The following is a 26,368-nucleotide window of genomic DNA, read 5'->3' as shown; positions in this document are numbered from 1 at the left end:
GATCATGCGCATACATCGCAAGCGGGGCTGGGAATTGCCCGAAAGCGCCGCAACACCCGAGCCGGTTGCGCTGAAGCGCCGCTCGCTGATGCTCGCCGCCGGCGCCGGCGCCATGATCTCGCTGGAAGCGCAGGCGCAATGGCTGTTCGGCCGGCGCGAGTCGGGCGATCCCTGGCAGCGCAATCCCGCCGACATCCCCGACCTGCCGCCGGCGATGCGCAACACGCGCTACCAGCCCGGTCGCGCCATCACCGGGGAGCGCGAGCCCGTCACCTACAACAACTTCTACGAATTCGGATCGAACAAGGACATCTGGCCGACCGCGCTGCGCATGCCGACGCGCCCCTGGACCGTGAAGGTGGACGGCATGGTCGAGCAGCCCGGTGAGTTCGACGTGGACGACCTCATGAAGCGCATCGGGCTGGAGGAGCGCGTCTATCGCCTGCGTTGCGTCGAGGCCTGGGCGATGACCGTGCCCTGGACCGGCTTCCAGCTCTCCAAGCTGCTGGAGATCGTGAAGCCGCTCGGCTCGGCCAAGTATGTGCGCTTCGAGACGGCGCAGCGGCCGGATTCCATGGTGGGCCTGCGGCAGAGCTGGTACCCCTGGCCGCATATCGAGGGCTGCACCATCGAGGAAGCCGCCAACGAGCTGACCTTCATGGTCATGGGCATCTACGGCAAGCCGCTGCCGCCGCAGAATGGCGGCCCGCTGCGCGTGGCCTTCCCCTGGAAATACGGCTTCAAATCCGGCAAGTCGCTCGCGCGCATCACCCTGACGGACCAGCGCCCCAAGAGCTTCTGGGAAACGCTGCAAGGCAGCGAATACGGCTTCTGGGCCAATGTGAACCCGGAAGTGCCGCATCCCCGCTGGAGCCAGGCCAGCGAGCGGCTGATCGGCAGCGGTGAGCGCGTGCCGACGCAGCTCTTCAACGGCTATGGCGAGTTCGTCGCCTCGCTCTACACCAACCTGCAGAACGAACGGCTCTGGGCGTGATCGCATCGGATGGCCGGAGGGCGCAGGCGCGGGACGCGCCGAGCACCGGAGGTCTGAATCCGATGCGGCCCGCCGGAGGCGGCACATGATGGTGGTTGGCGTGATGCTGCTGGCCCTGGCCTGCGGCATTGCCATCTGGTTCGGCCCCTGGGCACCCCTCGGCGGCGTGATCTTCCAGCTCTATCCGGCCTTCCTGAACACGCTGCAGGCCGGCGTGCAGCGGCGGATCGCGCCGGAACTGTGGGATTTGGTGTTCCTGCCGGCGCTGACCGCGCCGGCCTGGCTGATCCCCTTCATTCTCGGGGACCTGCTGCTGGTCATCGGCATCCTGCGCCGCCGGCGGAGGCGCCATGGCTGAGCCGCGCGCCCGCGTGCTGCTGGTGGAAGACACCGCCTCGCTCGCGGCGGTCTATGCCGAATACCTTCGCAGCGCGGGGCATGCCGCGGAACATGCGCGCACCGCGGCCGAAGCCGTGAAGCTTGCGGCGGCCGATCCGCCGGACGCGGTGCTGCTGGATGTGCGCCTGCCGGATGGCGACGGGCTTTCCGTGCTGCGGGAGTTGCGGCGGCAGAACCCTGACATCGCCGTGGTGGTGATGACCGCGCATGGCAGCGTGGCCACGGCGGTGGAGGCGATGCGCGGCGGCGCCGCGGACTTCCTGGTGAAGCCTTTCGCCGCGGAACGGCTGGCCGTCACGCTCGCGAACGCGCTGGAACGCGCCGCGCTGAAGCGCGAGGTCCGCGACCTGACGGCCGGGCGCGCGCGCAGCGGCTTCCAGGGCTTCGTCGGCGCCGCGCCGGCGATGCAGGCAGTCTATCGCGTGCTGGAGACGGCGGCGCAGTCGCGCGCGACGGTGTTCATCACCGGCGAGAGCGGCACCGGCAAGGAACTGGCGGCCGAGGCGGTTCACAACCTCTCGCCGCGCCGGGCCGGGCCCTTCATCGCCATCAACTGCGCCGCCATCCCGCGCGACCTGATCGAGAGCGAGATCTTCGGCCATGTCCGCGGCGCCTTCACCGGCGCGGTGGCGGATCGCATCGGCGCGGCGCAGGCGGCCGATGGCGGCACGCTGTTCCTCGACGAGCTCTGCGAGATGGATCTCTCGCTTCAGGGCAAGCTGCTGCGCTTCATCCAGTCCGGCACCTTCCAGCCCGTCGGCAGCACGCAGGTGCGGCGCACCGATGTGCGCTTCGTCTGCGCCACCAACCGCGACCCGCTGGAGGAGGTGAAGGCCGGGCGCTTTCGCGAGGACCTGTACTACCGGCTGCATGTCGTGCCCGTGCGCCTGCCGCCGCTGCGCGAGCGCGGCGAGGACGTGGTCGCCATTGCGGAGGCAATGCTGGCCCGCAGCGCCGCCGAGGAAGGCAAGGCGTTCCGCGGCTTCACGGAGGAGGCAAAGGCCGCGCTGCTGGCGCATCGCTGGCCCGGCAATGTCCGCGAGCTGGAGAACGTAGTCCGCACTGCGGTCGTGCTGAACAGCGGCGAGCGGGTGGAAGCGGCGATGCTGCCGCTGCGCGCCGCCGCCTTGCCTGCGCCTTCCGCCCCGCCGACGCCCGCGCCCGTCGCGCCGCTGCCAATGACCGGCGATCCCGCGCGGCTGATCCGCCCGCTTGCCGATGTCGAGCGCGAGGCGATCGAGCGTGCCGTGCTGCTGTGCGACGGCAATATCCCCAAGGCCGCGGCCTTCCTGGGCGTCAGCCCCTCGACGCTCTACCGCAAGCGCGCCTCCTGGGGCGAGAGCGCGGCGTGATCAGTCGAGGCCGAGGCGCCGCCGCGCCAAGCCGATGACGCGCAGCGCTTCCGGCCAGAGATCGAAGGGCTCGGGCCGGGCGCTGTCGCACCAGGCGACCGCTGTCACGTCGCCGCCGGGGCGCGGCTCGCCCGACAGCCACGGCGCCAGGAAGTCGATGATCGTGTAGTGGAAGCGCGGGCCGGCTCCGGCCTCCCCGGGGGTGATCGCATCCACCACCGCCAGAAGGTCGAGCGCGCCGACCTCCACGCCGGCTTCCTCGCGCAACTCGCGCCGCGCCGTCTCCTCGGCACGTTCGCCGAGGCGCTGCGCGCCGCCGGGCAGGGACCACTCGCCCTGGCGTGGCGGCCGGCCGCGCCGCACCAGAAGCACATCGGGCCCGCGGAAGACCAGCACGCCGATGCCCACCCAGGGCCGCGTCGGGTTCTCCCGCGGATTGGTCGTCAATTCGGCTGCTGGGCCGGCTGTGCCGGCGCGTCCTGGGCCGGAGCCGCGGCGGGTGGTTCCGCCGGTGCGGCCGGCTGCTGCGCGGGCGCCTCGCGCTGTTCCTTCACCAGGTCGGCCAGGCGCGGCATGAAGGCCTTCTCCTTCCACTGGCCCACCTGGTACGCCCAGCCGCGCCAGCGCGCATCGAGGCGCTGCGCCTCCTCGCTGCCCTCGGCGGCGAGCCGCACCCAGACATTGTCGCCGTCCTTGTGCGCGACGACGCCGACGCGCAGCCCGTCCGTCAACTCGAAACGGGACTCGCCGAGCTTCTCGCCGGGCATGTCAGCGGCCTGCCTGACATCGAGGAAGGTCAGGAACTCGAAGGCGCGGCCGACCTCGTCCAGGCTGATCTCGTCGAGCGGCGGGGTCTCCGCGGGCTCCGTCACGGCCATGCGGCCATCCGGCTCCCCGCCGCGACGCAGCACCAGGCGCGGCTCGCCCACGCGCTCGATCTCGGCAGCGCGGACGCGTTCGCGCGGGATGTTGGCGATGTCGCGGTCGATCCAGAGATTGGGGTCCGAATCGATCGGCAGCCGGCCTTCCGCAAGCCAGGCCTGAGTCTCGCCGGGGCGGCGCACATAGACGCTTTCCGGCACGTTGCCCTGCACGCGCATCCGTCGCCGGCCGATGATCAGCTCCGCGATCACGCCGCCCTGCGCATCCAGCACCTTGAGCAGCGAGGAGGTCGCGCCTGCCTGCGTCGGGTCCTCGACGCCGAGCCGTTCCAGCAGTTCGGGGTTCGCGGTGCGTGGCTCGGTCAGCCGCAGCTCGGTCAGGCCGACGAGCAATTCGCGAACCTTCTCCGGCCGCACGGGGTGGTCGGCCTTGGATGGCAGCACCCAGACATCGCCGGCGCGATTGACGGTGAGCGTGCCGTCATGCCGCGTCACCTCGATCCGCGCGGCATTGGCCAGCCGCGGCGCAAGCCCGGGGAAGGCAAGGGGATCGCTGCCGGGGCGCGGGTTCTCCGTGCGGTTCGGCGTGAGCATCATCGCCCCGCCGACCGTGGCGGCGGCGGCGACACCGAGCAGCAGGATGGTTCGGCGATTCATGCGCGCGCCCCCGATCGCCTGCGCGCCCGGATGATGCCCAGCCCGATCGCGAAGAGCGTCAGCAGTGCCGGCACCAGCACGATGTTCAGCAGGCGAAGGCGCGTCTCCAGCCCCTCGATGTCGCGCCGCAGCTCGAGCTGCACCTGGCGCAGTTCCCCACGGGTCCGGCGGATCTCCTCGCGCGCACGGTCGATCTCGGCGCGCTGCTCCGGCGTGATCACCGCATTGGCCTGCTGGCCTTGCGGGCCCTGGCGCAGCTCGCGCAGGCGGCGCTCGGTGGCTTCCAGCCGCTCCTGCAGGGTGCGCTCGGTCTGGCGGAACTGCGCTTCCGCGCCGCGACGGATGTCCTCCACCATCTCGAAAGGTCGTTGGGACTCGCCGCGGGAGCGCAGCCCGACCAGCGCCTCGCCGCCGGCCATCGTGTCGGCCAGGTTGATGACGAAGGCGCCGTTGTCGCTGAAGGGCGTCGTCACCTGCTGGCCGAAGAAATCCTGCACGCGGACCCAGAAGCGGTCCTCCAGGATGTCGGAATCATTCGCCACGATGAAATTCGCCGGCCCTTCGGTGCGCGCGCGATGCGCCGGGAAATCGGCCGGGCGCTCCGCCCCCTCGGGCGGCGGCGGCGGGCCTTCGAAGGCCGAATTGAGCTGGCCGCGCACCCGCGCCGCGATCACGCGGGACTTCCCGTCCGGCGCGAAGGAGGCCAGCAGGCGCGTCGGGCTCGGCTCCGTGCGGACGCGCGCGGCATCCACCATCTCAGACCGCTCGCTGCTGGTGATCAGCGGGATGAACTCGATGGCGGCGCCGTCGCGCTTGCTCACCGCGCCGGCGGAGGCGACGGTCACCTGCGACAACTGCGCGGTCGCGATCTCCGTGCTGGAGAGGCCCGCCTGCGGCACGTTGAACCAGGCGAGGTAGTCCACCGCCTGCACCCGGTCGCGCGCGTCGGAACGCACGCGCCAGGCGCCGCGCTGGTCCAGCACCACCTTGTCATGCGGCGCGTCGATGCCCCAGGCATTCAACAGGCGGTCGAGCTGGGAGGAGGTGTCGGTCGGCGGCGGCTGGCCCGGCATGGCGCGCGCCGCCTGGCTCTCGCTGTGCGGGTCCACCATCACGATCAGCCGCCCGCCGCGCATGACGAACTGGTCGATCGCGTATTGCGTGGCGTCGGAGAGGTTCTGTGCCTGCGCCACCAGCAGCACCTGCACGTCCGGTTCGATCACCTGCGCATCCAGCGCCACGTCGCGCACCGTGTAGAACTGCCGCAGCTGGTTCATCACGACATAGGGCTGGCCGACGCCGGGCTGGCGCATCATCAGCGCGCGCGGATCGCCATTCAGCGGCAGCGAGGACATCACGCCGAGCACGGGGCGCGTCGGGTTCGACAATTCCCACACCAGCCGCGTCAGGTCGTATTCGAGGAAGCGCTCGCGATCCGGCTGGAAGAAGGGGATGGTCCGCTCGTCGTCCAGCAGGTTGGTGCCGACCAGGCCGAACCAGACCTGCTCGCCGGACTGGTCCACCGGCACGCCCTGCAGGCCGAGCGCCTGGGCGCGGTCCTCGGTCTCGCTGAAAGGCTCGGGGTCCAGCACCTCGAGCCGAACCTTGCCGTTCGCGACCGCGACGTATTCGTCGAGCATCGCCCGCACGCGGTCGGCATAGGCGCCATAGGCCGGGATCGCCGCGCCGAGGCGGCGCGAATAGAACAGGCGCAGCGTGATCGGGTCGTCCAGCCCGCGCAGCACCTGCGCGGTCCCGTCCGAAAGGGTGTAAAGCCGGTTCTGCGTGAGATCGAGCCGCGCGCTGGGCAGCAGCCGGTCGGCCAGCATGTTCACGCCGACGGCCAGCGCCGCCGCCAGGACCAGCGCGACCAGGGCGGAGAGGCCGCGCTTGCCCCGCCGCGGAGCGGCAGAACCAGGGTGCGCGGCCGGTGCGGAAGAGGTGGTGCTGCTCATGGGATCAGTCCGCCTTCCTCTGGTCCACCGCGACGGTGTTGGCGAAGAGGAAGAAGCCGATGAAGGTGGCGAAGAACACCACGTCCCGCGCCGAGATCACGCCGCGCGAGAAGCCACCCAGCCGGTCGGTCACGCTGATCGCCCGAGCGATGTCCGCCAGTTGCGGGAGCCGCTGGGAGAGGAACTCCGTCACCACGGGCGTGCCCGCGGCGGTGAGGAAGAAGCAGGCCGCGACGGCGAGGACGAAGGCGATCACCTGGTTCTTGGTGAGCGCGGAGATCGCGGCGCCGACTGCCAGGAAGGCGCCGGCGACCATCAGGCAGCCGAGATAGCCCGTGGCGATCACGCCGTTGTCCGGCTGGCCCAGCAGGTTGACGGTGATCACCAGCGGGAAGGTCAGCGCCAGCGCGATGGCGCAGAAGGCCCAGGCCGCCAGGAATTTTCCGACGACCGCCTGCCACTGGGCGATGGGCAGCGTGAGCAGCAGCTCGATCGTGCCGAGCCGGCGTTCCTCGGCCCAGAGCCGCATGGTCAGCGCCGGCACCAGGAACAGGAACAGCCAGGGGACGAAGGTGAAGAAGGGCTGCAGGTCGGCCTGGCCGCGCGTGAAGAAATTGCCGAGCGTGAAGGTCAGCGCGCCCGCCATCACCAGGAAGATGACGATGAACACATAGGCGACCGGGGTCGCGAAATAGCCCGCCAGCTCGCGGCGGAAGACGGTGAGGACGCCGCCCATGGTCAGGCTGCCTCCCTCAGCGTGAGGTCGCGGAACACCGCTTCCATGCTCGGCCCGCGCGTGGCGAGTTCGGCCGGCTTCGCATCGGCCACCACGCGGCCCTTGGCGATGACGATGGCGCGGGTGCAGACCGCCGCCACCTCCTCCAGGATGTGGGTGGAGATGATGATCGCCTTCTCCGGCGCCATGGCGCGGATCAGGTTGCGCACCTCATGCTTCTGGTTGGGATCGAGGCCGTCGGTGGGCTCATCGAGCACCAGCACGGGCGGATCGTGCAGCAGCGCGGCCGCGAGGCCCACGCGGCGCTTGAAGCCCTTGGACAGCGTCTCGACCGGTTGCAGCCGAACGCTGTCGAGCTGGGTCAGCTCCATTGCGCGGCCGACGCGGCCGGTCAGCGCCGCGCCATGGAATCCGCGGGCGCGGCCGCAGAAGCGCAGAAAGCCCGTCACGGTCATCTCGGGATAGGTCGGCGCGCCTTCCGGCAGGAAGCCGAGATGGCGCCTGGCGGCGACGGGCCTGTCCACCACGTCGTCGCCGCAGATGCGCGCGGTGCCGGCGGTCGGCGTCATGAAGCCGGCTAGCATGCGCATGGTGGTGGACTTGCCCGCGCCGTTCGGGCCGAGGAAGCCCAGCACCTCGCCCTTCGACACGGTGAAGGAGACATCGTCCACGGCCGTGAAGGCCCCGAAGCGCTTGGTCAGGCGCTCGATCTCGATCAAGGCGGTCAAGGCCGGTCCCCAGAGTTCCCCGGCTGCGGCGATTAAGCGTGCCGCGCGGGGGTTGCAACCCCTGGGCGGGAACCGGGAATTTGCGGAGTGTTGCGGGGCGTTACGCCCTGCTCAGCCGCCCTGGGCCGGGTCCAACGCCGCGGCGACGGCCCGCCGCCGTCCCCGCGGCAGCAGCTTCATGGTCAGGATGAAGCCCGAGAGCAGCAGGCAGATCCCGTTCGTCAGGATCAGCGGCCACTGCCCCAGCAGCACGCCATAGGTGAGCCAGAGCGCGAAGCCCAGTACGGTGATCGCATACATGCGCAGCGAGATCGCCGCGGTCTCCCGCGTGCGGATCACCTTCCAGGCCTGCGGGACGAAGCTCGTGACCGAGCAAAGCGTGGCGGCGTAGCCGACGAGGCTGGCGGGATCCATGGAGCCGCCAAACACGCCGCGCGCCCGCAGGTTGCGTCCGGCCGGAGTCGTTTCGTGCTTGCTCCGCCCCGGCGTGTCGCGCAACGCTGCGGGCGACGGGAGAGCGCGCCATGATCGGCCTCATCGCCTTCATCCTCGCGGCAGCGGTGACGGCGCGCGGTCTTGTCATCGTGGTGGCGGAGCGGCGGCGCGCAGCGCGGCTGGCGCCGATCGGCGCGCGGGTGGTGCGCAACCAGACGCAGTTGCGGATGGTGAACGACGAGTTCCGCCAGGATGAAGCCCAGCCCGCGCAGCGTCTGGACCGCGAATATGTGCTCGGCTGGGAATACACGTTGGCGGGCGTGACGCATCAGGGCGAACGGATGTCGCCGGCGCCGATCACGACGAAGATACCGGGCGACACGATCGAGGTCTTCTACGACCGCGCCGATCCGTCGGTGAGCCGCTTGGCAGGCGAGACGCCGGAAAGCCAGGCGCTGCCCTGGTTCATCTTCGCCGGCGTCATCGCAGCCGTGGGCTTTGCGATCACCGTCATCAGCCACGGCACGTCCTGAACCGGCGCCTCAGCCCGCATCCAGCCGCGCCAGCGTCGGGTCGTGCCCGAACAACGCCAGCAGAGTCAGCGCCGCCTGGCCGCGCGGCGAGGCCAGTTCCGGGTCACGGTCCAGCAGCGCCTGGGCGTCGCGATGCGCGATCTGGGTCAGGCGCCCGAACTCGTCGGGGTCTTCGCGCGGATCGAGCAGGCGGCCGCCCTGCATGCCCGATTGCCTCTCCCGCAGCACGTCGCCACCGCCGCGGGTGCGGAGGTCCTCCTCGGCGATCAGAAAGCCATCCTCCGTGTCGCGCAGCACCAGCAGGCGGCGCTTCTCGGAGTCGGAGAGGCCCTCGGAATGCACCAGCAGGCAGGATGAGGGTTTCGATCCGCGCCCGACCCGCCCGCGCAACTGGTGCAGCGCGGCGAGGCCGAAGCGTTCGGCCTGCTCGATCAGCATGATCGTCGCCTCCGGCACGTCCACGCCGACCTCGACCACGGTGGTCGCGACCAGCAGCTTCGTGCGCCCGGCGGCGAAATCGGCCAGCGCCTGTTCGCGGATCGGCATCTCCTGCAGGCCATGCGCCATGCCGACCTGGCCAGGGAAGCGGGCGGACAGCTCCGCGAAGCGATCCTCGGCGGCGACGGAATCGTCGCTCTCCCCGCCGGAGATGGCGCGCACCACCCAATAGGCGCGCTCCCCGCGCGCCAGCGCCTCTCCCAGCCGCTCGACTACGTCGGGCAGGCGCTCCTGGGAGACGATGCGGGTGGTGATGGGCTGGCGACCGGCCGGCTTCCCTTCCAGGCGGGAGACGGCCATCTCGCCCCATTGCGTCAGCAGCAGCGTGCGGGGGATGGGGGTCGCGGTCATCACCAGCATGTCGGCGTCGCGGCCCTTGTTGGCCAGCATCAGCCGCTGCGCCACGCCGAAACGGTGCTGCTCGTCCACGATCGCGAGGCCGAGGTCGTGGAAAGCCACCGCATCCTGGAACAGCGCATGGGTGCCGACGACGATGCCGATGCGGCCGGAGGCGAGGCCGCGCAGCACCTCCTTCCGCTCGGCGCCCTTGATGGAGCCGGTCAGCAGCCGGACCTCGACCCCGGCGGGGTGGCAGAGCTTCACAAGGGTGCGCAGGTGCTGGCGCGCCAGCAGCTCGGTCGGCGCCATCAGTGCGCCCTGCGCGCCGGACTCCACCGCGCGCAGCATCGCCAGCACCGCGACCAGCGTCTTGCCGGCGCCGACATCGCCCTGCAGCAGCCGCAGCATCCGCCGCGGCGCTGCCATCTCGGCGCCGATCTCCGCCAGCGCCTGCGCCTGGCCGGGGGTGAGCTCGTGGCCGAAGGCGGCGAGCGCCTTGTCCTGCAGATCGCCCGTGCCGGGCAGGGCACGGCCCGGCCGGTTGCGTTGGCGCCGCCGCACCAGCGCGATGGCCACCTGGCTGGCCAGCAACTCGTCATAGGCCAGTCGCCGCCGCGGCGCATGGGGCAGGGGCCCCGTCGGGCGTTGCAGGGTGCGGATGGCGACATCGAAGGCGGGCCAGCCCTCCCGCTTTAGCAGCGGCACGTCGGCCCATTCCGGCATCGGATGCAGCCGGCCCAGCGCGGCCTCCATCGCGCCGCGCAGCCGCTTCGGCGTCAGGTCGCGCACCAGGGGCCAGACGGGCTCCACCAACGGCAGCGCATCCGGCCGTTCCGCGCTGAGCGGGTTGAGCATGGCCCAGCCGCGGCTGCCCTCCGCCAGCACCCGCCCGGCGAGGAATCGGAAGGAGCTGGCCGGCAGCAGCTTCTGGATCCAGGGCAGGCGGCCGTTCATGTAGCGGATCGTCAGCGGCCAGCCGCCCGAGACCGCCTTCACCTCGACATAGGGCCGGCCGGTGGAGCGGGCGCGCGCCGCGCGCAGGCTCTTCACCTCCACCTCCAGCACGCAATCCTGGTCGAGCGGCGCTTCCTCCGGGCTCGCCACGCGGCGGCGGATGACGACCCGCTCGGGCAGGTGCAGCAGCAGGTCCAGCACGCGGTCGCCGCCCGTGGCTTCCTCCAGCAGGCGGGCGAGGGTGGGGCCGACGCCTTCCAGGCTCTCGAGCGGCGCGAGCAACCCCGCGGCGCTGTCCGCGTCGGTCAATTCAGCCATGTCCCGCGTCGGGCTGACAGGATTCCCATGCCCCCCTATATCGCACTGACAAGCCCTCAAGCCGACATGCCCGACGAGACAGATCCCGACACCCTCTCTCCCCGCCGCAAGCGCCTGCTGTTCCGCGCCTGGCACCGCGGCACGAAGGAGGCCGACCTGATGATCGGCGGCTTCGTGAAGCGCAACATCGCCGGGTTCACCGAGGGCGAACTGGACGAGCTGGAAGCCGTGCTGGAACTGCCCGACGTGGACCTGGCCGACTGGCTCTCCGGCCGCCGCGCCATCCCAGCCCATGTCACCACGCCGATGCTGGAGCGCATGGCGCTGGAATGCGGCGGCACGGGCGCGGGCGTGCCGCCGGAGCTGCGCTGATGCATCGTCCTCAGCTTCATCCCTCTCCCCCCGTAGGGGGGAGAGGATCGCGCAGCCTCGGCGCGCAGCGCCTAGGCGGAGCAGGTGAGGGGGGCTGCGCGCAGCGCATGATGGCGTGGGCTGTCTCGGTCTGTGCGCCCCCCTCACCCAACCCTCTCCCCCCTGCGGGTGGAGAGGGGCTTGCAGGCAGGGCGCCTATCTAGATGGACACGATCCTCGTCCACGGCGCGCCCGAAGGATTTGACGCGCTGCTGCTGGCCCGCCGCCGAGCGGAGACGCGCAACCCGGTGCTGCATGTCTGCCGCGACGATGCCCGCATGGCGCGGATGGCGGAGGCGCTGGCCTTCTTCGCCCCACACTTCGAGGTGTTGCGCTTCCCCGCCTGGGATTGCCTGCCCTACGACCGCGCCTCACCCAATCCGGAGATCGTCGCCGAGCGCGTCGCGACCCTCACGCGGCTGGCGGAGAAGACGCCGACGCCGCGCATCCTGCTGACCACCGTCAACGCCCTGGTGCAGAAGGTGCCGCCGCGCGCGGCCTTCGGCGGCGCGACGCTCGCCCTGAAGCGCGGCGGGCGGCAGGACCCGCAGCAGATGGCGGCCTTCCTCGAGGCCAATGGCTACCACCGCACTGGCACGGTGATGGAGCACGGCGAATACGCCATGCGCGGCGGCATCGTGGATCTGTTCCCTGCCGGGGAATCCGACCCCGTCCGCCTCGACCTGTTCGGCGACGAGATCGAGGACCTTCGGCGCTTCGACACCGCGACCCAGCGGAGCGGCGAACGGCTGGACGGGCTGACGCTGCGGCCCGTCGGCGAGATCTTCCTCGACGCCGCGTCCATCTCCCGCTTCCGCACCGCGTATCGCGAGCTGTTCGGCGCGGCCGCGGCGGAGGACCCGCTCTACGTGTCCATCTCCGCCGGCCGGAAGCATCCGGGCATGGAGCATTGGGCCGGGCTGTTCCACGACGGCATGGAGACGCTGCTCGACCATCTCGGCGCCAACGCCACCGTCAGCTTCGACAACCAGGCCGACGATGCACTCGCCGTGCGCATGGAGATGATCGCCGACCATTACGAGGCGCGGCGCGGCGGCACGCGGGAAGGGGAGGTGCCCTACCGCCCGGCGCCGCCGGACCGGCTCTATCTCGATCTCGACGCGTGGGAGGCGATGCTCGCCGAGCCCGTGGTGATGCGCTTCGTTCCCTTCGCGCCGGCCTCCGACCTGCCGGGCGTGGTGGATGCGGGCGGCCGGCCCGGCCGCCTCTTCGCCGATGTGCGGGCGGAGGGGAACAACGTCTTCGCGGCCTATGGCGAGCACGCGAAGGCAATGGCCGCGCGCGGGCACCGACCGCTGCTCGCGGCCTGGACGCGCGGCAGCCGCGAGAGACTCGGAAACCTGCTCCGCGAGAACGGCGTTGCCAGCGAGCCCGTCGAGGATTTCCTCCAGCTTCAGAAGCTGGCGAAAGGCGCGGTGGGCCTGGCTGTCCTCGGCGTGGAGCGCGGTTTCGTCGCCCCCGACATCGTCGTGACCGGCGAGCAGGACCTGCTCGGCGAACGCATCGCCCGACCGCCGCGCCGGCGGCGTCGCGCCGACCAGTTCATCGCGGACGCGACCGAGATCGCCGAGGGCGACCTCGTCGTCCACCAGGACCACGGCATCGGCCGCTATGACGGGCTGGAGACGATCGAGGTCTCCGGCGCGCCGCATGAATGCCTGCGCCTGGTGTATGACGGCGGCGACAAGCTGTTCCTGCCGGTCGAGAACATCGAGATCCTCTCGCGCTTCGGCAGCGAGACGGCAGGCGTCGCGCTGGACAAGCTCGGCGGCGGCTCCTGGCAGGCGCGCAAGGCGAAGGCCAAGCAGCGCATCGCCGACATGGCCGCGGCGCTGATCAAGGTGGCGGCGGAGCGCGCGACACGGCAGGCCATCGCGGCCATGCCGCCCGAGGGCGCCTGGGACGAGTTCTGCGCCCGCTTCCCCTTCGCCGAGACCGACGACCAGCAGCGCGCCATCGCCGACGTGCTGGAGGATCTCTCGGCCGGCAAGCCGATGGACCGCCTCATCTGCGGCGATGTCGGCTTCGGCAAGACCGAGGTCGCGCTACGCGCCGCCTTCTGCGTGGCGATGACCGGCGCGCAGGTGGCGGTGGTGGTGCCGACCACGCTGCTGTCGCGGCAGCACACCCGCACCTTCACCAGGCGCTTCGAGGGCCTGCCCGTGAAGGTCGCGCAGCTGTCGCGGATGGTGACGCCGAAGGATGCGGCGGCGGTGAAGGAAGGGCTCAAGGACGGCTCGATCAACATCGTCGTCGGCACGCATGCCCTGCTGGCCAAGGGGGTGGAATTCGCCGATCTCGGCCTGGTGATCGTGGACGAGGAACAGCATTTCGGCGTTGCCCACAAGGAACGGCTGAAGGCGCTGAAATCCGACGTGCATGTGCTGACGCTGACCGCGACGCCCATTCCGCGCACCCTGCAACTCGCACTCACCGGCGTGCGCGAGATGAGCGTGATCGCGACGCCGCCGGTGGACCGGCTTGCCGTGCGCACCTTCATCATGCCCTGGGACGGCGTCGTGCTGCGCGAGGCGATCCAGCGCGAGCGCTTCCGCGGCGGCCAGGTCTTCTGCGTCGTGCCCAGGCTCGAGGACCTGCCAAAGGTGCGCGGGCGCCTGGCGGAGATCGTGCCGGAAGCGCGCGTGGCGGAGGCGCATGGTCGCCTTTCACCCACCGAGCTGGAACGGGTGATGACCGAGTTCGGCGACCAGAAGCACGACATCCTGCTCTCCACCAACATCGTGGAAAGCGGGCTCGACATGGCGGCGGTGAACACGCTGGTGATCCATCGCGCCGACATGTTCGGCCTGGCGCAGCTGTATCAGCTTCGCGGGCGCGTCGGACGCGGCAAGCAGCGGGGCTATGCCTATCTCACCTGGCCGCAGACGCATCGCTTGAGCCCAGCCGCGGAGAAGCGGCTGGAGGTGATGCAGACGCTCGACAACCTCGGCGCCGGCTTCACCCTCGCGTCCCACGACCTCGACATCCGCGGCGCCGGCAACCTGCTGGGCGACGAGCAGTCCGGCCATATCCGCGAGGTCGGCATCGAGCTCTACCAGCAGATGCTGGAGGAGGCGGTGAACGAGCTGAAGCATGGCGGCGACAAGGGAGCGCTGGACGACCGCGAATGGACGCCGCAGATCAATCTCGGCCTGCCGGTGATGCTGCCCGAGGCCTATGTGCGCGACCTGCCCGTGCGCCTCGGCCTCTATCGCCGCATCGGCGCGCTGCAGAACGAGGCGGAGATCGAGGCGATGGCCGCCGAGCTCGCCGACCGCTTCGGCAAGCTGCCGCCGGAGGCCGAGACGCTGCTGCAGGTGGTGTTCCTGAAGTCGCTCTGCCGCGCCGCGGGGGTCGAGAAGGTGGATGTCGGGCCGAAGGGGATCGTCCTCGGCTTCCGCGGCAACCGCTTCGCCGATCCGGCGGCACTGGTGCAGTGGGTGGCGGGGCAGGGTGCGGCCGTGAAGCTGCGGCCGGACCACAAGCTCGCCTTCTCGCAGGAGATGCCCTTCGAGGCCCGCGTGCGGGAGGCGCGGCGGCTGCTGGCCGCCCTGGCCGAGGTGGCGCAGGGCCGCGTGCCGGCCTCGCCGACGCCGCCGAAGGCCGCGGCCCCGCCGCCCAAGCCCGCCGCGGCGCCACCGAAGAAGAGCGTGTTCCGCCCCACCATCGTCCCACCGGCGCCGAAGGGCGCGGTGACGAAGCCGATACCCTTCCCGGGGCGGTGGAAGCGGTAGACCGCTATCCCTCCACCAGCGCCACGTCCAGCAGCCGTTCCAGCACCTCCGGCTCCTGCGCGCCGGCGATGGCGTGGCGGCCCTGAACGACGAAGCAGGGGACGCCGTTGATCCCCAGGCGGTGCGCGCGGAGGTTGTCGGCATGCACCGCTTCCGCCTCCTGCACGCTCGCCAGCGCGCGGCGCGTGGCCTGCGGGTCCATCCCGATGCTGCCGGCGATGGCGGCCAGCATATCCTGGTCGCCGATATCGAGCCCCTCCTGGAAATAGGAGCGGAACACCGCTTCCACGGCTGCATCGGCGAGCCCCTGGCGGTCCGCCATCCGCACCAGCCGATGCGCGTCCAGAGAGGGCGGGATGCGACGGATTCGATCGAAGGCGAATCGCAGCCCCTCCACCCGGCCAAGCTCCGCGATGGTCGCGTGCAGGCGCCGGGCACGCTCCTCGCCGCCGAACTTGCGCATCAGGTAGTCCTGCCGCGCCAGGCCGCCCGGGGCGATGTCGGGGTTCAGGAGGAAGGGGCGCCAGGCGATATCCGCCGCAAGGTCGGGTCGCGACCTCAGCGTCCGGCGCAGCCGATGGGTGCCGAGATAGCACCAGGGGCAGACGAGGTCGAACACGACCTCGATCTGCAGCCGGGACCGCGGCGGGGCGAGAACGTTCACCGGCGCAGGATAGCAGGCTGGCGCGGCCAGGGCGAAGGGAAGGAGGACGGGGACTTCACGCCGCCTTCGCCGGCGCCGCGGCCTCCTGCATGGTCGCGGCCAGCAGCGCGTAGGCGCTGGCCCAGGCCTCGCGGACCGGCGGGGTGAAGCCTTCGCCCAGCCCCTCCGCCAGGGTGTCCAGCAGCGCGGTCCGGACGGTGTCGTAGTGGCCGGGCAGCACGCCGTAGCCTGCATGGCGCCGGCCGAGTTCCGCAACCGTCGGCAGCAATGACCGCGGATCGCGCAGGTTGTCGACGACGAAGCCGATGGCGTCCATCAGCTTGCCCCCCTGGGTGCCCATGTCCACGTGGCGGAACAGTCGGTAGAGGGCCGGGTCCAGGGCGAAGAGGCGTTCATAGAAGATGGCCGCCGCCATCTCGCTGAGCGGCGCGATGATGCGGAACGTCTTCTCGACCTGCTTGACCTGTTCGGGTGTCATGGCCCTGGCCTCCATTCGACGGGCCGAGCGTCGCGCCGCTCCGTGTCGGCCGGATTGCGCGCGATGATGACAGTGTTTCGCGCGTTTCGCGTGGCGGCCGGTCGCCGGCTACCAGCGCGGGAGAGGGTCGTAGGGAACGATGACCGGCTGCGGCTGCCGGTCGGCGTGCACCGTCAGCCCCGCCGCGACCGCGGCGATCACCAGAAGCAGGGCAGCCAGGATCCAGAAGCGGCGGCGCCGAGGCGGTTCGGACATGGCCGCGGAAGATAGAGACGGCAAGGCCATCGGTCTACTTGGGGTTGTTTCATCCTGGGCCGGGACGTCCTGTGGCTGAACAGCGTCGGTTCCTGCGCAACGGCGTAAGGTCGGCCACGTCGAATCACGAAAACGTCATCCGATCCTGTGCAGCGATCAATCGGGGTATGGCACCGGGTGGCGGTTGCCTCCCGGAGCTCATCGTCAAATACTCGTGAGAACGACCAGGGAGGCATGGCGTGTCTGGCGTATCGCGTTCTGTCGCGGCGACGCGGCCTGGTGAAGGATTCGGGAATTGACCGCTGATCCCCCGGGCAACCGACATGGCGGCTCTGCGGGACTTTCATCGGTCGCCGAGGGAGGGATGCCTTCGGTGCGGCCGCAGGTGATCGCGGCAGGCCAGGGGGGCCGGCCGCACGATGGCGCAAGCCTTCCTGCGCTGCTGGCCTCTCCGCGCCTCTGCTGGATCCTGGCCCTGGCGGGCGGCGCCCTCGCGGCGATCCTCACGCTCGGTCCCCGCATTCTCGATATCCGCGACACCGGCTGGCTGTTGCATGGCACGCTCGGGCCCGATCCCGTGGCCTACTGGCTGGCCTGGCGCTACTTCGCGCCGTCCGCCTGGGCGTGGCCGCCGGGGTTGAACCCGGATTACGGGCTCGAGCTCTCCAGCGCGATCTTCTACGTCGATGCGGTGCCGGCCGCCGCGTTCATCGCGAAGGCGCTCCGACCTCTCGTTGTCATTCCACAATATTGGGGGCCTTGGCTGGTCCTCTGCGCGGTGCTCCAGGCGGGGCTGGCGTGGCGGCTGCTCGGGCTGGCGGTGCGCGATCCGATCACGCGCCTGCTGGGTGCGCTGCTCTTCGCCTTCCAGCCGCTGTTGCTGAATCGCTTCGGTGGGCATTTCGCCCTCGCCTCGCAATGGGCGCTGCTCTGGGCGCTCTGGCTCTGCCTGCGGGAGGATGGCCGAAGGCAGACCCTGCAATGGGCTGGGCTGTTCGGCCTGGTGTCCATGCTGAACCCCTATGTGCTGGCCATGTGCTCCGGGCTGTGGGTCGCGGACCTCGTGACGCGCACGCACCGTGCGGGGCGGCTCGCAGGCGCCGTGCTGCAGGCGGCGATCGTGCCGCTTGCGGGGGTCTGCGGCCTTTATCTGGCGGGCTACTTCACGGTGAGCGGGCAGGTCGCGCCGATGGGCGTGCACTACGGCCATGCCCAGTTCGACCTGACCGCGCCCTTCGACGGGGTGGAATGGGGCCGGCTGCTGCCGGCGCTGCCGGGGCTCCGGCACTGGGAGCATGGCGGCTCCTATCTCGGCGCGGGCGTCCTGCTGATGCTGGCCATCGGCCTCGGGCTCGCGCTCCGCGGCGGGGTGCGGCCGCATCTCCGGCGCCATGCGATGCTGCTTCTGGCGCTGCTGGGCATGCTGGCCTTCGCCATCTCTAACCGCGTGGCGATTGCCGGACACCTGCTGTTCGAATTCAACCTGCCGGCCCGCATCGCGCATTTCGCGGACATGCTCCGCGCCTCGGAGCGGTTCTTCTGGCCGCTGGCATACACGGCGATCTTCGCTTCCGTCGCACTGGTGGCCACGCGGCTGCCGCAGCGGCGTGCGCGGATCGTGCTGGCCGCGGCGCTGCTGCTGCAGCTGGTGGATGTGGATGCCGGCATGGCGCGCTTCCGGGCGCTCGTGGCCGCCGCGCCGAGCGTGGCCGCCGACCGGCTGCCCGATCCGTTCTGGGCCCAGGCGGCGCTGCGATACGGCAGGGTGCGGGCCGTTCCGGCGGCAAACTTCGGCGCGGATTGGGAGCCGGTGGCCCGCTTTGCCGCCAGGCACAGGCTGCCGACCGACAGCGTGTATCTCTCCCGCGTGGACGAGGATGCGCTGCAGCGCCTGAACCGGCGCACCACCGCCGAGTTCGTGGCCGGCCGCTGGGTGCGCGGCACGCTCTACATCCTCCGCACGGAGGCGATGCGCCAGCGCGCCGCGCGCTTCGCCAATCCCGCGCGCGACCTTCTGACGGTCGTGAACGGCATCACTGTCTTCGCGCCGGGCTGGCACGCCCGCTGACGCGGGCGCCCGGTCAGCCCTGCGCCGCCTCCGGCATCGGCGCGGGAGAACCGGTCTTGCGGCGCTTGCGCCACTCGTCGAAGCGCTGCAGCACCACGAAGAACGAAGGCACGAACAGCACGGCCAGGCAGGTCGAGGCGATCATGCCGCTGAACACGCTGATGCCCAGCGACTTGCGTGCGTTCGCGCCCGCGCCGGTGGCCAGCACGAGCGGCAGCACGCCCAGGATGAAGGCGAAGGAGGTCATCAGGATCGGCCGCAGCCGCATCCGCGACGCCTCGATGGCGGAATCGATGATCGACTTGCCGTGGATCAGCCTTTCCTCCCGCGCCACCTCGACGATCAGGATGCCGTTCTTGGCCGACAGCGCGATCAGCAGCATCAGGCCGATCTGCGTGTAGAGGTTGTTGTCCACCCCGAGCGCCAGCAGCGCGGCGACCGGCCCCACCAGCGCCAGCGGCACGGCGGACAGCACGGAGAAGGGCAGGATCCAGCTTTCGTACTGGCCGGCCAGGCAGAGATAGACCAGCAGCAGCGACAGGGCGAAGACATAGACCAGCGTGTCGCCGGTGACCTTCTCCTGGTACGACATCGCCGTCCACTGGAAGCTCACGTCGTTCGGCAGCACGCTGCGCGCGATCCGCTCCATTGCCGCGATCGCCTCGCCGGAACTGTGGCCGCGCGCCGGGCTGCCGACGATCGTCGCCGACGGATACAGGTTGTAGAGCGTGATCAGCGGCGGCCCGACCCGCTGGCCGAGCGAGGCGACGGCGCCGAGCGGCACCATCTGACCGTCCTGGCTGCGCACATGCAGGCTCAGCAGGTCATCGGGGTTGAGGCGGAAGCGCGAATCCGCCTGCACATAGATCTGCAGCGACAGGCCGAACTTGTTGAACTGGTTCACATAGGACGAGCCGACATAGTCGGTCAGCGTGGTGAAGATGTCGCTGACCGGCACGCGCAGCGTCTCCGCGCGGTCGCGATCCACCGTCAATGTCACCTGCGGCGCATTGGCGCGGAAGGTCGTCAGCGCGCTGCGGATGGCCGGGTCCTGGTTGGCGCGGCGCACCACCTCCTGCGTCAGCTCCTCGAGCTTGCGGTAGTCGAAGCTGCCGCCGAGCAGTTCGATCTGCATCTGGAAGCCGCCGGAATTGCCGATGCCCTGGATCGCCGGCGGCGGCAGCACCGTCGCCCTGCCGTCCTGCAACGCGGCGAGCGCCGCGGTCAGCTTCTCGTAGATCGGCAGCAGCCCCTGGTCGGGATGCGGGTTGCGCTCGGCGAAGGGCTTCAGCACCACCCAGGCGGCGCCCGCGCTGGTGAGGTTGGCCGAGTTGTCGAGCAGCGACACGCCGGCGATGGTGATAACCTGCTCCACGCCGGGAATGCCGCGCGCGATCTCGCCGGCCTTCTCCAGCGTCGCCTCGGTGCGGCCGAGCGAGGCGCCCTCGGGCAGCTCGATGGCCATCAGCACATAGCCCTGGTCGTCCACGGGGATGAAGCCGGTTGGGATGCGCGTGAGGCCATAGAGCGCCCCGCCGGCGACGACGAGCGCGATGATCACCATCAGCCCGGAGACCCGCACCATCCGCCCGACCAGCGCGACATACCAGCGCTCCAGCCCGTCATAGACGCGGTTGAAGGCGCGATAGAGGATGTTGCGCTTCTCTGGCGGCACCGGCGTGCGCAGCCACATCGCGCACTGCGTCGGCTTCAGCGTCGCCGCGTTGATCGCGCTGATCAGCGCGGTCGCGGCGATCACCAGCGCGAACTGCGCGAACATCTGGCCGGTGAGGCCGGGCACGAAGGCGGCCGGCAGGAACACGCTCATCAGCACCAGCGTGATGCCGATGATCGGACCGAACAGCTCGCGCATCGCCTCGATCGCGGCGGGGACGCCCGGCTTGCCTTCCTCGATGTGCTTGGTCACGCCCTCGACGATGACGATGGCGTCGTCCACGACGATGCCGATGGCCAGCACGATGCCGAACAGCGTCGTCAGGTTCACGGTGAAGCCGAGTGCTGCCATCGCGCCGAAGGCGCCGATGATCGTCACCGGCACGGTGGTGGCCGGCACCAGCGTCGCCCGGAAATTCTGCAGGAAGATCAGGATCACCACGAGCACCAGCAGGCCCGCCTGGTAGAGCGTTCCGTAGACCTCGTTGATGGAATCATGGACGAAGGTCGTGGTGTCGTAGGGCACGGAGTAGCGCAGACCCTCCGGGAAGCGCTGCGAGAGCTGCGCCATCGTCTGCTTCACCAGGTTGCCGACCTGCAGCGAATTGGCTTCCGGCGTCTGGTAGATCGCGATGCCCGCCGCGGGGCGGCCGTTCAGGCGGAAGATCTGCGAGTAGTTCTGCGAGCCGAGCTCGATCCGTGCGACATCGCGCAGATACACAAGACGCCCACCCTGCCGCGTCTCGTCCTTGACGACGATGCTGCCGAATTCCTCCACCTCGCTGAGGCGGGACTGCACGTCGACGGTGTACTGGAACTGCTGGCTGGGCGGCGCGGGCGGCATGCCCACCTGGCCCGCCGCGATCACCTGGTTCTGGTTGCGGATCGCGCTGACCACGTCCGACGGCATCATGCCGAAGGAATAGAGCTTCTCCGGGTCCAGCCAGATGCGCATCGCATAGGTCGCGGCGCCGAAGACGGTGACGTTGCCCACGCCGGGCAGCCGCGCCAGCACCTGGGTCAGGTTGATCGTCGCGTAGTTGCTGAGGAAGGCCGGGTCGTAGCGGTTGTCCGCGGACTCCAGCGTGACCATCTGCAGGATGGCCGTGCTCTTCTTCTGCACGCTGACGCCCTGCGCCTGCACCGGCTGCGGGAGCGACGCCAGCGCGAGCGAGACGCGGTTCTGCACGAGCACCTGCGCCGTGTCCGGGTCCATGCCGATGCGGAAGGTGACCGTCAGGCGATAGGTGCCGTCCGGCGCGCTGGTGCTCTCCATGTAGAGCATGCCGTCCACGCCGTTGACCTGGTTCTCGATCGGCAGGGCGACGGTGTCGATGACGGTCTGCGCGGAGGCGCCGGGATAGTTCGCCGCAACCAGCACCGTCGGCGGCACGATGTTCGGGTATTCGGAAACCGGCAGCCGGAACAGCGAAACGGCGCCGATCACCACCAGCACGATCGCGAGCACATTGGCGAGGACCGGCCGCTCGATGAAGAACTTCGACATAAGCGGCGCCTAGTCCGGCACGGTGGTGGTCTGCGGCCGCACCCGCTGGCCGGGCGTCGCGCGCCAGAGGTCGCCGACCACGATCCGCTCGCCGCGCTGCACGCCGCTGGTCGCCACCTGCCAGGCACCGACCGCCTGGCCCAGCCGGACATAGCGCTTCTGGATGGTGTCGTTCTGGTCCAGCACCAGCAGGAAGCGGCCGCCCTGGTCTTCCTGCAACGCGCGCTGCGGAATGAGCAGCGCGCTTTGCTGCACGCGCCCCATGGGCAGGCGCACATTCACGAAGACGCCGGGCAGCAGGGTCCGATCCGGGTTGGGCAGCTGGCCGCGCACGAAGAGCGTGCCGGTCGCCGCGTTGATCTGCGGCGCGACGTAGTCGAGCGTGCCGCGGTGCGGGAAGCCGCTCTCGCCCTGCAGCTGCACCTCGATCGGGATGCGCCGCAGATCCTCGAGCGTCAGCCGGCGCTCGCCCAGGTTGGCGCGGATCTGCTGCGCCTGGGAGGAGGCGATGTTCAGCTCCACATAGATCGGGTCGAGCTTCAGGATCTCGCCGAGCACCGCGTTTTCGCCGCTCGATCCCACCATGTTGCCGGCGTCGATCAGGTGCCGGCCCATCTGCCCGTCGAAGGGCGCGCGCACCTCGGTGTAGGAGAGGTTGAGCTTCGCCAGGTCCACCGAAGCCTCGGCGCCCAGGATGTTCGCCCGCGCCGCGGCCTGTTGATAGACCCAGTTGTCCACCTCGACCTGCGACGCCGCGCTGCGCCGCACCAGCGCGGTATAACGCGTGACCTCCTGCGAGGCGTGCCGCAGCGCGGCCTGGTAGAGCTGCAGCTGCGCCTCCGCCTGGCGGAGCTGCGCCTGGTATTGCGTCTGCTGGATGGTGAAGAGCAGGTCGCCCTGGCGCACCAGCGCGCCGTCCTGGAAGTGGATGCGCTCGAGATAGCCGGGCACGCGCGCCACCAGCCGCACCGAATCGACCGCGGCGGCGTTGCCGGTGACGACGAGGGAATCCGCCACCGTCTGCTCGCGCGGCGTCACCACGGGGATCGTCGGCGCGGCCTGCGCCGGGCCTTGCGCCGCGGGGGCGGGCTGAGCCTGTGCGGGCTGGGCCTGCGCGGGCGCCGGTGTGGGCGGCTGCTGCGCCTGGTTGGGCGGCAGCGGCGTGGTGGAGGGGCCGGCGCCGGTCGGTGCCGAAGGCTGCGTCGTGCCGGCGCCGCCGTGACCGCGGCCGGTCACGTCGTCCCACAGGCGCTCAATCAGCCCTTGTGCGACGGTGCGCTCGGTGAACAGCAGCAGCGCCGGCAGCAGCGCCAGGCCCAGCAGCAGCGCGCGGGTCGCGCCCAGGCGGCGCGCCAGGGCGGAGAGGCGGTTCAGGGCCTGCGGCATGATCCTCACCATTGCGGGGCGCGCACATCGGGGCCGCGATCGGCCGGGCCGGGCAGGCCCGGCGCGGCGGGCTGCGGCGTGCCGGCCGGCGGCAGCAGCCCCCCCCAGTTGGTTCGTGCGCGCATCTGCTCGCGCGTCGCATCGTCCACGAAGGCGCTGCCTTCGCGGATCTGCCAGCCGCCGCCGAGCGCGCGATAGAGCGAGGTCAGGCTGGTGGCGCGGGCACCCATCGCGGCGGCCAGGCTGTTCTGCGCGGTGAACAGGTTCTGCTGCGCCGTCAGCACCGTGGTGTAGTCGCGCGTGCCAAGCTGGTACTGGTCCAGTGCGATCTGCATCGCCTGCTCGGCCGCGCGGACGCTGCGGCGCAGCGCCGCCACCTGCCGCCCGCCCTGGATGTAGCCGGCCAGCGCGCCATCCACCTCACGCTGCGCCTGGAGCACGGCGTTGCGGTAGTCCACCAGCATCCCCTGCAGCCGTGCATCCTGCACGCGGACGGTGTTGGTGATCTGGCCGTAGTTCAGGATCGGCCAGGAGAAGCCGAGGCCGAAGCCGAACTGGATCGCGCTGGCGTTGAAGACGTTGCCGAGCGTGTTCTGGCCGACCGTGCTGGACTGGCTGCCGAACACGCCGCTCAGCCGGAAGGCCGGGTAGAGATCGGCCAGCGCCATGCCGATCTGCTCGCTCTGCGCCGCGGCGCGCAGTTCGGCGGCGCGGATGTCCGGGCGGCGGCGCAGCAGCTCCGCGGGCATGCCGACGGCGACGCTCTCGGGCGGCGTCGGGATGTCCGGCGGGCCGCCGAGCAGCGCGACGACCTGGTTCGGCGTCACGCCCAGCAGCACCGCCACCGAGCCCTGGCCCTGCTCGATCTGCGCGGTGAGTTGCGGCACCGCCGCCTCGGTCTGCGCCAGCACGTTCTCGGCCTGGGCGACGTCGAGCCCGGTGGTCACGCCGCCGCGAAAGCGGTCGCGCGCGATCCGCAGCGCGCTGCGCTGGCGCGCCACATTGGCCTGGGCGATGGCAAGCTGGGCCTGCAGAGTGCGCAGCCCGACATAGGTCGAGGCGACGTCGCCCACCAACGTGACCAGCACCTCGTCATAGGTTGCTATGGAGGCAAGGTAGGCGGCGTCGGCCGCCGCCACGCCGCGCCGGAAGCGGCCCCAGAAATCCAGCTCCCAGGCCGCGGTGGCGGAGAGGGTGTCGCGCCAGAAGCCGCCGATATCCACCAGCGGGGAGGCGGTCGGATCGTTCCGGCTGGGCCGGTTGAAGCTCAGCCCGGCGCCGAGCTGCTGGGTCTGCGGATAGAATTCGCCGATGGCAACGCCGAGCGTCGCCCGGGCTTCCAGCACGCGCGTGCCGGCGGCGAGGAGCGTCAGGTTCTGGCGGTAGGCGGTCTCAACCAGCCGGTCGAGGACCGGATCGTTGAAGACCGTCCACCATTGTTCCTCGGTGCGGCGGTCGGTGATGACGGCCGGCTCGCCCGCCTGGCGCCATCGCTCCGCGACGCTTGCGGTGGCCGAGGGGTCGGAGAAGTCCGGCCCGACCTTGCAGGCCGCGAGCGGAAGCAGGACCGCAAGCGCCGCCACCCTCACGCTGATCGCCCCGCCCCGCCTCATGCACCGCCCGTGTCGGTAGAATCACCGTGAGCCTTGTCGCCGAATCAGCGCCGGGAACCAAGCCCCCTTGAAGGTCGGGGCTGCGCGAGCAACAGCGCCAGGCTAGGCCCGGCCCGGAGGCGCCCGGGCCGGGGATGGCGCTCGCTACAGGATCAGCCAGCTCGCTTCCACATGCGTCGTGCCGAGCACGACGATGGTGAGCTCCGCGACGCCATCGCCGTTCACGTCGCCCTCCAGGCGCTGCGAGCCGCCGAGATCCACGACGCGCAGATCGCCCGCCGCGCCGGTGAAGTCCGCGTAGCCGAGGAAGGTGAAGGCCTGGTCGCCGAGCAGGGTCGTGTTCGCGTCCACGCCGCTGAGGCTGATGGAGTCCCACTCGCTGCGGTCGAAATCGGTGATCGTGTCGGTGCCGACGAGATCCTGCGCGTTGAAGATGAACTTGTCCGCGCCATCGCCACCAGTGAGCCGGTCGGAACCGCGGCCACCGAGCAGCCGGTCCTTCCCGTCGCCACCCTCCAACGTGTCATTGCCGTGGTTGCCGCGCAGCAGGTCGTTGCCTCCCCAGCCGGTCAGCAGGTCGGCCACCGCAGTCCCGATGAGCGTGTCGTCGACGGCCGGCGGCGGTGCAACCTCCTCGGCGCCGATGCTCTCATGGAACATGTAGATGACGGCGCGGGAATCCTCGACGGCCTGCGCCCAGTCGTTGACGCCGGCATTCGCCGCGGACACCGTTTCGAAGCTCAGCCCGTCGGCGGAGAGCTTGATGTACTCGTCCGTCCAGTTCACGCCGCTGCCGACGTCGTTCACGCCGTCGCCGTCGTTGTCGCTGCCCCAGACCGCGTCCAGCACGGTGCGCTGGACCGCTTCGAGGTCGGACGGGTCGCCGTCCATGTCCTGGTACCACTTGACCCACAGGTCGCCGTAGCGCTCCACCCGGTCATAGTCGTAGGTCTCGGTCGTGCCGTCGGTGAAGCCGAAATAGTCCACCTGCAGCGTCTCGCCGGTGCCCGTGACCTCGTTCACTCCGAGAATCGAGTGCTCGGTCAGCACCGCGTCCAGGCTGATGGGCGTGAACTTCGAGAAGGCGGCGCCGAGCAGCCCCGTTGGGTCCCAGCCGGCATTCATCAGCGTGACGAGTTCCGCCGGCAGGTTGGCGGCCGCATTGGCCTGCACCTCGGTCCAACTCGTGCTGCCGCCGGCCGTCATGATCAGCTTGTAGAGCGCGAGATTCTCGAGAGGCGAGTCGATCGCCTCGCCATCCACCACGATGCGGCCCGACGCCTCCGTGGTGATCGCGGTGGCGCCCGTCAGCTTCGCGAGCGCTTCTTCCAGCGCATGCGCCAGGACCGATTCCGGGGCGCGCGCGACATTGGCCCGCTCAAGCACGACTTCCTGCACATAGGGCAGCAGGTCGGGCGGGATCTCGAAGTCGCCCTCGGTGCCTTCGAGATAGTAGATCGGGAAGATGTTGCCCGTGGCGGTGTCGAGCCCGACCGGGATGGTCTGGCCATTCGCGTCCAGCACGGTCTCGCCATCGCCGCCGCCACCAGAGGGGTCGAGATCGCGCAAAAGGACATAGAGGTCGGCGTACAGGTCGCCCCCACCGCCGCCGCCCCCACCGCTCCCACTGCCAGCGCCGGCCTGAGGTGAAATCGTCGTCGCCATGTCACATCCCCATCATTTCCGCGAGGTGGACGCGGCGCGCCCGCCTCACGGACTCACTAGCGAGGACATGCGGGATACGAATTGAGGTGCATCAAATGTCCTTAATATAATGA

21 protein-coding genes are annotated in these 26,368 nt (G+C 70.4%); 7 read left to right on the top strand and 14 right to left on the bottom strand.

The features are described 5' to 3' along the window. Positions 1-4 precede the first annotated feature (4 nt). The 3 genes from msrP (at position 5) to E4T13_RS03645 (ending at position 2,745) form a co-directional block, all read left to right on the top strand. Positions 5-994: a protein-methionine-sulfoxide reductase catalytic subunit MsrP gene (gene msrP, locus E4T13_RS03655; protein ID WP_137176865.1), complete on the top strand. Its 990-nt coding sequence runs from the start codon at positions 5-7 to the stop codon at positions 992-994. An 85-nt stretch (positions 995-1,079) separates the two neighbouring features. Further along, positions 1,080-1,352, top strand: a complete 273-nt coding sequence (locus tag E4T13_RS03650; RefSeq protein ID WP_137176864.1) for a hypothetical protein — start codon at positions 1,080-1,082, stop codon at positions 1,350-1,352. Beyond that, the gene (locus E4T13_RS03645; protein ID WP_137176863.1) at positions 1,345-2,745 is read left to right on the top strand and encodes a sigma-54 dependent transcriptional regulator; all 1,401 of its coding nucleotides are present in this window, start codon (positions 1,345-1,347) and stop codon (positions 2,743-2,745) included. Before E4T13_RS03650 ends, E4T13_RS03645 begins: the two co-directional genes overlap by 8 nt. On the opposite strand, the gene E4T13_RS03640 is transcribed toward E4T13_RS03645, so the two are convergent. The 6 genes from E4T13_RS03640 to E4T13_RS03615 all read right to left on the bottom strand — a co-directional run bounded on the left by E4T13_RS03640 (position 2,746) and on the right by E4T13_RS03615 (position 8,116). Beyond that, on the bottom strand, positions 2,746-3,192 hold the full coding sequence (locus E4T13_RS03640; protein ID WP_240790972.1) for an NUDIX hydrolase: 447 nt from the start codon (positions 3,190-3,192) through the stop codon (positions 2,746-2,748). It abuts the gene before it with no gap. Then, complete coding sequence (locus E4T13_RS03635; protein ID WP_137176862.1) at positions 3,189-4,283, bottom strand: DUF4340 domain-containing protein; 1,095 nt, start codon at positions 4,281-4,283, stop codon at positions 3,189-3,191. Before E4T13_RS03635 ends, E4T13_RS03640 begins: the two co-directional genes overlap by 4 nt. Further along, positions 4,280-6,238, bottom strand: coding sequence for a Gldg family protein (locus E4T13_RS03630; RefSeq protein WP_137176861.1), 1,959 nt, complete (start codon positions 6,236-6,238; stop codon positions 4,280-4,282). Before E4T13_RS03630 ends, E4T13_RS03635 begins: the two co-directional genes overlap by 4 nt. 4 nt (positions 6,239-6,242) lie before the next feature. Then, the gene (locus tag E4T13_RS03625; protein WP_137176860.1) at positions 6,243-6,974 is read right to left on the bottom strand and encodes an ABC transporter permease subunit; all 732 of its coding nucleotides are present in this window, start codon (positions 6,972-6,974) and stop codon (positions 6,243-6,245) included. A gap of 2 nt (positions 6,975-6,976) precedes the next feature. After that, positions 6,977-7,702, bottom strand: a complete 726-nt coding sequence (locus E4T13_RS03620; protein WP_206030060.1) for an ABC transporter ATP-binding protein — start codon at positions 7,700-7,702, stop codon at positions 6,977-6,979. A 111-nt stretch (positions 7,703-7,813) separates the two neighbouring features. Further along, on the bottom strand, positions 7,814-8,116 hold the full coding sequence (locus E4T13_RS03615; protein WP_137176859.1) for a SemiSWEET family sugar transporter: 303 nt from the start codon (positions 8,114-8,116) through the stop codon (positions 7,814-7,816). 110 nt (positions 8,117-8,226) lie between these two features. On the opposite strand from E4T13_RS03615, the gene E4T13_RS03610 reads away from it, so the two are divergent. Beyond that, a complete protein-coding gene (locus E4T13_RS03610) occupies positions 8,227-8,670 on the top strand; it encodes a DUF3592 domain-containing protein (RefSeq protein ID WP_137176858.1) in 444 nt (147 codons plus the stop codon). Positions 8,671-8,679: 9 nt separating this feature from the next. Here the strand turns inward: E4T13_RS03610 and recG are convergent, their stop codons facing one another. Further along, on the bottom strand, positions 8,680-10,779 hold the full coding sequence (gene recG / locus E4T13_RS03605) for an ATP-dependent DNA helicase RecG (protein ID WP_240790971.1): 2,100 nt from the start codon (positions 10,777-10,779) through the stop codon (positions 8,680-8,682). 66 nt (positions 10,780-10,845) lie between these two features. Between recG and E4T13_RS30390 the strand changes: the two genes are divergently transcribed. Further along, positions 10,846-11,151 (top strand): succinate dehydrogenase assembly factor 2, encoded by a 306-nt coding sequence (locus E4T13_RS30390; protein ID WP_240790970.1) that lies wholly within the window; start codon positions 10,846-10,848, stop codon positions 11,149-11,151. A 203-nt stretch (positions 11,152-11,354) separates the two neighbouring features. Beyond that, positions 11,355-14,945 (top strand): transcription-repair coupling factor, encoded by a 3,591-nt coding sequence (gene mfd, locus E4T13_RS03600; RefSeq protein WP_137176856.1) that lies wholly within the window; start codon positions 11,355-11,357, stop codon positions 14,943-14,945. Between the two features lie 4 nt (positions 14,946-14,949). On the opposite strand, the gene E4T13_RS03595 is transcribed toward mfd, so the two are convergent. The 3 genes from E4T13_RS03595 to E4T13_RS29725 form a co-directional block, all read right to left on the bottom strand. Then, complete coding sequence (locus E4T13_RS03595; protein ID WP_170984778.1) at positions 14,950-15,609, bottom strand: DsbA family oxidoreductase; 660 nt, start codon at positions 15,607-15,609, stop codon at positions 14,950-14,952. Positions 15,610-15,664: 55 nt separating this feature from the next. Next, positions 15,665-16,087, bottom strand: coding sequence for a globin family protein (locus tag E4T13_RS30385; RefSeq protein ID WP_137176855.1), 423 nt, complete (start codon positions 16,085-16,087; stop codon positions 15,665-15,667). 108 nt (positions 16,088-16,195) lie between these two features. Continuing rightward, entirely contained in the window at positions 16,196-16,342 is a 147-nt protein-coding gene (locus E4T13_RS29725) for a hypothetical protein (protein ID WP_170984777.1), read from the bottom strand. A gap of 373 nt (positions 16,343-16,715) precedes the next feature. Here E4T13_RS29725 and E4T13_RS03585 point away from each other — a divergent pair, with 373 nt between their 5' ends. Further along, on the top strand, positions 16,716-18,410 hold the full coding sequence (locus E4T13_RS03585; protein WP_137176854.1) for a DUF6311 domain-containing protein: 1,695 nt from the start codon (positions 16,716-16,718) through the stop codon (positions 18,408-18,410). 13 nt (positions 18,411-18,423) lie between these two features. On the opposite strand, the gene E4T13_RS03580 is transcribed toward E4T13_RS03585, so the two are convergent. The 4 genes from E4T13_RS03580 to E4T13_RS03565 form a co-directional block, all read right to left on the bottom strand. Continuing rightward, positions 18,424-21,591, bottom strand: coding sequence for an efflux RND transporter permease subunit (locus tag E4T13_RS03580; protein ID WP_137176853.1), 3,168 nt, complete (start codon positions 21,589-21,591; stop codon positions 18,424-18,426). Positions 21,592-21,600: 9 nt separating this feature from the next. After that, the gene (locus E4T13_RS03575; RefSeq protein ID WP_137176852.1) at positions 21,601-22,977 is read right to left on the bottom strand and encodes an efflux RND transporter periplasmic adaptor subunit; all 1,377 of its coding nucleotides are present in this window, start codon (positions 22,975-22,977) and stop codon (positions 21,601-21,603) included. A 5-nt stretch (positions 22,978-22,982) separates the two neighbouring features. Further along, positions 22,983-24,566 (bottom strand): efflux transporter outer membrane subunit, encoded by a 1,584-nt coding sequence (locus tag E4T13_RS03570; protein WP_206030058.1) that lies wholly within the window; start codon positions 24,564-24,566, stop codon positions 22,983-22,985. 168 nt (positions 24,567-24,734) lie between these two features. Further along, the gene (locus E4T13_RS03565; protein ID WP_137176850.1) at positions 24,735-26,255 is read right to left on the bottom strand and encodes a calcium-binding protein; all 1,521 of its coding nucleotides are present in this window, start codon (positions 26,253-26,255) and stop codon (positions 24,735-24,737) included. Positions 26,256-26,368 lie beyond the last annotated feature (113 nt).

The organism is Roseomonas sp. AR75 (assembly GCF_005222815.1).
In the GTDB taxonomy this organism is placed as follows: Bacteria; Pseudomonadota; Alphaproteobacteria; order Acetobacterales; family Acetobacteraceae; genus Falsiroseomonas.
Note: the sequence above shows the minus strand (reverse complement) of the source record. Positions and strands in the feature narration are given on the sequence as shown.

Excerpts from the sequence above, each read along its gene's own strand:
- msrP (WP_137176865.1), top strand. The coding sequence starts at position 5 with ATGCGCATACATCGCAAGCGGGGCTGGGAATTGCCCGAAAGCGCCGCA.
- E4T13_RS03650 (WP_137176864.1), top strand. The coding sequence starts at position 1,080 with ATGATGGTGGTTGGCGTGATGCTGCTGGCCCTGGCCTGCGGCATTGCC.
- E4T13_RS03645 (WP_137176863.1), top strand. The coding sequence starts at position 1,345 with ATGGCTGAGCCGCGCGCCCGCGTGCTGCTGGTGGAAGACACCGCCTCG.
- E4T13_RS03635 (WP_137176862.1), bottom strand. The coding sequence starts at position 4,283 with ATGAATCGCCGAACCATCCTGCTGCTCGGTGTCGCCGCCGCCGCCACG.
- E4T13_RS03630 (WP_137176861.1), bottom strand. The coding sequence starts at position 6,238 with ATGAGCAGCACCACCTCTTCCGCACCGGCCGCGCACCCTGGTTCTGCC.
- E4T13_RS03625 (WP_137176860.1), bottom strand. The coding sequence starts at position 6,974 with ATGGGCGGCGTCCTCACCGTCTTCCGCCGCGAGCTGGCGGGCTATTTC.
- E4T13_RS03615 (WP_137176859.1), bottom strand. The coding sequence starts at position 8,116 with ATGGATCCCGCCAGCCTCGTCGGCTACGCCGCCACGCTTTGCTCGGTC.
- E4T13_RS03610 (WP_137176858.1), top strand. The coding sequence starts at position 8,227 with ATGATCGGCCTCATCGCCTTCATCCTCGCGGCAGCGGTGACGGCGCGC.
- recG (WP_240790971.1), bottom strand. The coding sequence starts at position 10,779 with ATGGCTGAATTGACCGACGCGGACAGCGCCGCGGGGTTGCTCGCGCCG.
- E4T13_RS30390 (WP_240790970.1), top strand. The coding sequence starts at position 10,846 with ATGCCCGACGAGACAGATCCCGACACCCTCTCTCCCCGCCGCAAGCGC.
- mfd (WP_137176856.1), top strand. The coding sequence starts at position 11,355 with ATGGACACGATCCTCGTCCACGGCGCGCCCGAAGGATTTGACGCGCTG.
- E4T13_RS30385 (WP_137176855.1), bottom strand. The coding sequence starts at position 16,087 with ATGACACCCGAACAGGTCAAGCAGGTCGAGAAGACGTTCCGCATCATC.
- E4T13_RS29725 (WP_170984777.1), bottom strand. The coding sequence starts at position 16,342 with ATGTCCGAACCGCCTCGGCGCCGCCGCTTCTGGATCCTGGCTGCCCTG.
- E4T13_RS03580 (WP_137176853.1), bottom strand. The coding sequence starts at position 21,591 with ATGTCGAAGTTCTTCATCGAGCGGCCGGTCCTCGCCAATGTGCTCGCG.
- E4T13_RS03575 (WP_137176852.1), bottom strand. The coding sequence starts at position 22,977 with ATGCCGCAGGCCCTGAACCGCCTCTCCGCCCTGGCGCGCCGCCTGGGC.
- E4T13_RS03565 (WP_137176850.1), bottom strand. The coding sequence starts at position 26,255 with ATGGCGACGACGATTTCACCTCAGGCCGGCGCTGGCAGTGGGAGCGGT.